We start from the raw sequence: 5,926 nt of genomic DNA on the forward strand, positions 1-5,926 counted from the left end.
CAAGATCGGGCAGATGTTCGAGCAGCGACGGCTCCTCAACGCCCACCTGTTTATCCCGGTCGAGTATCCAAGCTTATGAAGAAGCATGGGAGAATGCTGGAGACAACCCCGCGCGTGTGCGACCGATTTTTTTCGACGAAGCCGACACCATATTTGCATCGGAAAAATGCCTGAACATCTTAAAGGTCGCGCTCGCCCCGAACCGGTCGCAGCGGGTATACAATTCGCTCCCGATGGACGCACCGGTCTTCATTTCCACCAACCGCAAGGTCGATGCCTTTCCCGAGGCAAAAAAGCCGCACATTGAAGCTGTGTTTGATCGCCAGCCCCCGATTGTCGTCCCTGACGACCCTTATGCGAGTTGGGAATATGCCTGCTACCTAGCTTTGAATACCGACATGAACCGCCGCACCAATGCAGGTGATCGGATTGCGCTCGATGTTCAAGTTAGAGCCCTTGAGTGGTTCACGGAAAACGCTCACCGACTTGCTGTTGTTGGCCCTCGCGCACTTCATCGAGCGGCTGATACGATGGCGATGGGCTTGGACAAATGGGCCGAAGACTTTGCTCTTGGAATCCTGCTCGCGAAAAAGGCCAAACGCCTAAACCGCCAGCCTGACCAGCATGACTGGAAAAGACTAATTCTCGAAACCGCCACCGCGAAGCCTTCGCTTCGGCAAGCTGCCTGACGACCGAGCCAACATCCTAAATATTCACGCTGTCGGGCATGGGCCGATGAGCGCTCAAGCATCGAATAAATAGCGAGGGCGAAAGTCCAACGCATGTTCCTGCGCGAGCGTCGTCGAGCCCAAGCCTCGGCGACGCTCAACCGGAGAAACATGCATGAACGACCAAACACCTCCCTTCCTTCGCCAGATTGACGATCACGACGCCCCCGCGAGAAACCTTGGATCAAGTCCAAACTTATACCTCAATTCACAAGAAGCGCAGGTTCTCGACCTCGCAACTGCCTTCAGCATGGTCGCGGAATCATGCAAGAACGATCCCGCAATGGCGCAGCGACTGATCGACATGATCGGTATCGAAAAGCTTGAAACTGCCAAAGCCCGTAGATCACCTGTCCGTATGCCGATCACCCATATCCGAACGATTGAGTGTTCGATTGCGCATTCACCGTCACGCGCATCTCCCACCGGAAAGGATGGCAAACCGCGACGGTGCAGACCAGAGCGTGACAAACTACCCTATTTCGTCAGCATCCAGATCACCGATCCCCATTCACGGGGCCTTTCTGACCCAGCTTGGAAAGGAGCCGCCCAGTTACGCACTCCCGAGAGGGCGGCAAGAGACGCGCGAAAAAATGACCATAAGACATCCTTGTCCAATGAGTATGCCGACTGGCTTGATGAGGCTGTCTTGCCTCTCGCGAGCCAGCGCGAGTTTCTGGTGGGATTTCTTATGGACAAGCGAAAGGGTGAGGGAACCTATTTCCATGAGTTCCAAGTCATTCTCGTGTCCGAAGATCAACTTGAGGCACGCAACCTTGATGGTGCTGTGATCCTTTCCCGCGAAGCGGATGGACGCACGACAGCCATATATCTGCCTCCCTTTTCTCCGAGCACTGGGAAGGGGAAACCGCTATCGAGTAGCTTCGTCCTGCAATCCAGAGGTGTTCGAACGCAGGGCGAACGAAGCGAGTGGGCAACCGGGATATTAGGGATACGAGCCAGTTGATGCCGGTGGGCAATCTCTATGCATACCTCCCTATAAATATCTCATATATAATAAGTATGCATAGAGGTTGCCCACTTCGTGCCGCCTCGTGCATTCCGCCATAAATGGCGGGATTCCGCCGCTTCGCGTCCGGCTAAATCCTCGGTCTGAATTGATCAATGCATAGAGATTGCCCACGCAATTCGGTGCTCGCCTCTCGGCTCGATCTGCATACAGAAACGCGTTGTTTGTTTCGTGAGATCGAAAAGCCGATCAGGCTCGCCGAAAACTCTGATCCCCCAAAGCCCAGCCCAGCATTAGCGATTTACCCGAAGGCACCTGAAGCCGGATTGTTTCCTGCTCGGCAGCCGATACGCCAAGCAATTCCGCGAACTGATCGAATTCGCCCCGCCAGCGGCTCTCTGGCGAGAATGAATGAACGATCATCCCCGCGAGGTTGGCACCGAACCTGTCTGCCTCCATCAGCGCCGAGGCAGTGCGGTGGAGTAGCTGATAGCGAATGATGTCGGGGCATTGCTGGATACCGAGCAGGTCGAGAATGAAGTCCAACCGCTCTCTCTTGCCCGCTGACGCATCTATGAGCCATTCACCGACTGTCGGGCCGAACGGCTCATCAACTTTACCCTCAATGGTATAGGTGGCGAGCCCAGCTTGGTGACGGACCAAGGCGAAGACATCGGACTGACTCTCACGCCGACCACCGGGCAGTGCAGTCTTGTGCTCGGGGATAGCGAAGAGAAGCTCGCCGGGTCCGAATGCCGCAGATGTGAGATCGGCGATTTCAGGCGGTAAGCCGTTTACCGCTTCCCAAGCGTAGGCGAGCGTTCGAGCCGAGTAACCTGTAGCCCATTGCAGATCAGGCTTCGCCAAGAACTGCTGCCAATCATCCGGCCCGCTCGACGGAATCAGTATTCGGTTGGTCATTTCTGTCCCCCTCAAGCTGCAACTTTATGCCCAAGCTCGGCGCGGATGCGAGGCTAAATAAGCGAGGAGGATCAAGCATGAAACAATGGCGACACTATCAGCCCCCGCAATCGAGAGCGGCGTTTCTGATCACTGGCCCTCGATGTTTGACAGTTCAATGCGAAATTGGCCGAGTTACCACGGGAAGTCAGCGCGTCTTTCACGCCCACTATGTCGCTGTCATGCTGCCCCACGGAAAACGGGTAGTTGGTGAGGATCGCTATAGTTTGATCGAGGCATTGAAGCGGCTTAACGGCGAGCTTGAGCAAGCTGGATATCGATTGCTCGCGACAGGTTTGGATGACCGCTTTCACGAGACGAAATCCAGTGCTGGAGCGGGCTTCGGGACCGTTACCGGATATGAGGGCTGGTTTCACATCATGGACGCGCCGCCATACCCACGCACAAGGAGAGCGAACTCCACCGGCGAAACATTATCTGGACAAATCGGAGTTTCGTGAGATTTCGTGGTGATGGACGACATCACGAAATATCGAAAATGCGGATGGGACTTTGATGGCGTTTTGTGGCGTCACGAGAATTCCCATCACTTTTGGGACTACATCCTCGAAAACCCGCACCAGCAAGAGCACTTCATCATCACTTTCCGGACGGGACGGCTCTTCGACCGACTTTGGTTCGATCTTGCAAGGACGGATTGCCCACTCCTTCCATTCCATTTCCGCGGCACCTTTGGCGTGCCCGAAGAGCACTACAATAACTTCGTCCTCGGGCTCGTCGGCGGAGATGAATACATGTTCTGGAAGGGTTGGCAGTGTCGGGAACTTGGAATCGAAGTGCTGGTGGATGATGCGACGATGGAGGTCTGGGCGGGATGTTCAAAATATGAGATTGATTACATCCATCCCGATGTGCTCGGATTTGAAACAGCTATGAGGATCGCCCGCGATGGAGAAGTTCACTGACGATGATGCTGGTTATCTGCGTTGGATCGCCAATCATCCGAACGGGTTCGTCCTGAACATCGAGCGAGGCGAGCGACCCCAATACACTGTGCTGCATCGCGCGACTTGCCGCTCGATCTCACGGAGCCGTGATGATGGTGCTTATACCTCTCGGAACTACAAGAAGGTTGTGGCGAACGATCTTACGGAAATCCGCGCCTACGCCAAATCGATGGGACGCTCGGACAGCAGCTTCTCGAAGCTTTGCGGCCTCTGCCAGCCTTCGTAAGCGCGTATCTGACAATTGAGAAACCGGCCTAATTCTCGCGACTCTATCCAACAGCGACGAGGTAGGGCTAGCTTTTACCGTAAATAACGCGGGAGCGGCCATTACTCATCAGGTAGAGTCGCTTCCTCAATCTGCCTGATCTGCTCGTCAGTCGGTTCGGGTTCTGTGGTTTCCATTATGTCCACCGGCTCGTCGTCCGGGAAACCGTATTCCGCATTAATCTCGGCTTCAATCGCGTCTGCTGTTTCCCGAACTTGGCGCTCTACATCGCGGGCAACAGCTTCCCCTTTTAGAAAATGCTCCAACCCCTCGGGATCGCATGCCTCTAGGTATCGCTGTTGGTAAATAGCTCCCATCACATCGTCATTCAGATCGACAATGGTGGTGAACCACTCTCCGTCGATTTCGACCGCAACGAAGTCTTTATATCCGACATACGCGCCCATGCGGTTTTTACCATTTACTTGTCCGCAGACAGCGCCAGCATCGGTGGTGCGCACTTCGCGAAATTTCGCGCTGTCGGGGTCGAGGAGATTATACGCGACCGCATCCTGTGCGTTCTGGGTTGGGTTACTGCACCCTCCGAGCACCAAGGCCGCAAAGAAAGCCAGTCGTTTCACTTCGTCTTCCTCCAAAGCGGTGGTCAAACCGGGACGATGCGAGCTTGGCTGGGATCGTAGCGGTAATCTGTGATTGACCCATCACGGATGCGCTCAACCGCCTCATTGATGGCGTCCAAAGGAACGAGAAACCACTCACGCGGCTTGATCATGGTGCCGAACCGGTCGGGGATTTCTAGATCGAGTTGCGCAGCGCCAAATACGCGGTGGATTAGCTTTTCGAGCTTTGTCCGGTTGATGTTGAACAGCCGGTATTGGGCAACGATCTCGACATTCGCCATGAGAAAAGTCGGTTGAAGATGCGCGCCAGCGATGCGCTTCTCGACCTTCATATTCGTCACGCCGATCTTGTGGACCAGTTCGCGGTGCTCTGCGACCACCGGGTGATCGGACTTGCTGCGAAGGACATAGATAATCCCGCTCGCCTCATCGCCGTCCTCGGCTTGACCGGAGAACAGTGGGCCCGCTTCGGGTTCGGTGATCCGACGACCGGCCTCGTCCTTGTTGAGCGCTCGCTGCAAAGACCGCATGAGCATGTTGCTCTGGGTGCCGTTGTCGAAGATCACCCGAAGGCGCGCGTCGGAACGACCCTGATCATTGGTAAAGATGTCATCCATCTCGGCGACATAAGCGGTTTGTCCGCCCACGATGAAGAAAGCGCCGGGACGAATTTCAGCCTTGAGTTCGAACGGCCTTGTTTCCCGCTGTCCGCTCTCAAGTTCGGATTGGACTTGCTCGAAGAGCGGTTTGAACTTGGCGAAATCATCACACTTCTCACGATGCCCGATACCGCGCGAACGCTGCAACCCCTTCGGCCATTCGCTTCTCCCAAGCGTCTTGAGAGGTGATCTCGGGCAAACGGCCATGTTGCCGCTTGAACTCGACGGCCCGCTCCGCAAGCGCCCGCGCTTCTTCCGGCGAAATTTTGACCTTCTTGGCCGAGATAACCGACTGCACCTGTTTGAGCACGGTTTCGTTCATCGACTTGGCGAGCACCGCATAAGCGGCCTCGAACGGGTTGATGCTGTCAATGAGGTCAATGTCGAGGTCGCGCACATCCTCTCAATCATGGCGCGTTCTAACCTGCACCTATTGGACGGGCCGTAGCATCCAGACAGTCGAGTTTAGCGGGGAGTATGGTCCAGTTCCCATGGAATGCCTGTTCGTCACCGATGCACAGTAAAGCCGACTACCGCCGATATCTGATGTGAAGCCCGCCCCCGAGCTTCGGTCGGTCTTCCTCATCGAGCTTCTTCACAAGATCGAGAACCGGCAGCCGGGGATGGGTGACCATGTTCATCAGATGGATGTGCTCGCCGTGCTCCCAGTGGTTACGCTCCTGATCGACATCCCTCTGGTCGAAGTAGAACAGATGCCAGTCGGTTGGATACTCGACCGGGATAAACAGGTGGGCGTTGAGGAGCCGTCGCTGCTCGAACATCTGCCCGATCTTG

10 protein-coding genes are annotated in these 5,926 nt (G+C 55.5%); 5 read left to right on the top strand and 5 right to left on the bottom strand.

All coding sequences use genetic code 11. The features are described from left to right. Window positions 1–689, top strand: a 689-nt coding sequence (locus tag ABFX23_RS16385) for a hypothetical protein (protein ID WP_346034046.1), incomplete at its 5' end; no start/stop codon positions are given. Window positions 690–843: 154 nt separating this feature from the next. Beyond that, a complete protein-coding gene (locus ABFX23_RS16390; RefSeq protein ID WP_346034047.1) occupies window positions 844–1,695 on the top strand; it encodes a hypothetical protein in 852 nt (283 codons plus the stop codon). 252 nt (window positions 1,696–1,947) lie between these two features. Here the strand turns inward: ABFX23_RS16390 and ABFX23_RS16395 are convergent, their stop codons facing one another. Further along, window positions 1,948–2,619: a DUF6946 family protein gene (locus ABFX23_RS16395; protein WP_346034048.1), complete on the bottom strand. Its 672-nt coding sequence runs from the start codon at window positions 2,617–2,619 to the stop codon at window positions 1,948–1,950. Between the two features lie 77 nt (window positions 2,620–2,696). On the opposite strand from ABFX23_RS16395, the gene ABFX23_RS16400 reads away from it, so the two are divergent. Genes ABFX23_RS16400 through ABFX23_RS16410 form a run of 3 tightly spaced genes read left to right on the top strand, consistent with a single transcriptional unit; the run spans window position 2,697 to window position 3,852 of the window. After that, window positions 2,697–3,119 carry a hypothetical protein gene (locus ABFX23_RS16400; protein WP_346034049.1) on the top strand — a complete coding sequence of 141 codons (423 nt, stop codon included), beginning with the start codon at window positions 2,697–2,699 and terminating at the stop codon, window positions 3,117–3,119. A gap of 12 nt (window positions 3,120–3,131) precedes the next feature. Next, entirely contained in the window at window positions 3,132–3,584 is a 453-nt protein-coding gene (locus ABFX23_RS16405) for a hypothetical protein (RefSeq protein ID WP_346034050.1), read from the top strand. Further along, window positions 3,568–3,852, top strand: a complete 285-nt coding sequence (locus ABFX23_RS16410) for a hypothetical protein (protein WP_346034051.1) — start codon at window positions 3,568–3,570, stop codon at window positions 3,850–3,852. The genes ABFX23_RS16405 and ABFX23_RS16410 overlap by 17 nt, the downstream gene beginning before the upstream one ends. Before the next feature lie 101 nt (window positions 3,853–3,953). On the opposite strand, the gene ABFX23_RS16415 is transcribed toward ABFX23_RS16410, so the two are convergent. The 4 genes from ABFX23_RS16415 to ABFX23_RS16430 form a co-directional block, all read right to left on the bottom strand. Beyond that, window positions 3,954–4,472, bottom strand: a complete 519-nt coding sequence (locus tag ABFX23_RS16415) for a hypothetical protein (protein WP_346034052.1) — start codon at window positions 4,470–4,472, stop codon at window positions 3,954–3,956. Between the two features lie 23 nt (window positions 4,473–4,495). Then, entirely contained in the window at window positions 4,496–5,278 is a 783-nt protein-coding gene (locus tag ABFX23_RS16420) for a GIY-YIG nuclease family protein (protein WP_346034053.1), read from the bottom strand. Then, a complete protein-coding gene (locus ABFX23_RS16425) occupies window positions 5,247–5,528 on the bottom strand; it encodes a pseudomurein-binding repeat-containing protein (protein ID WP_428831679.1) in 282 nt (93 codons plus the stop codon). Before ABFX23_RS16425 ends, ABFX23_RS16420 begins: the two co-directional genes overlap by 32 nt. 133 nt (window positions 5,529–5,661) lie before the next feature. Further along, the coding region (locus ABFX23_RS16430) for a hypothetical protein (protein WP_346034054.1) at window positions 5,662–5,926 on the bottom strand (265 nt) is incomplete at its 5' end.

Origin of the sequence: Erythrobacter westpacificensis, assembly GCF_039542285.1 — a bacterium.
GTDB classification, from domain to species: Bacteria; Pseudomonadota; Alphaproteobacteria; order Sphingomonadales; family Sphingomonadaceae; genus Alteraurantiacibacter; species Alteraurantiacibacter westpacificensis.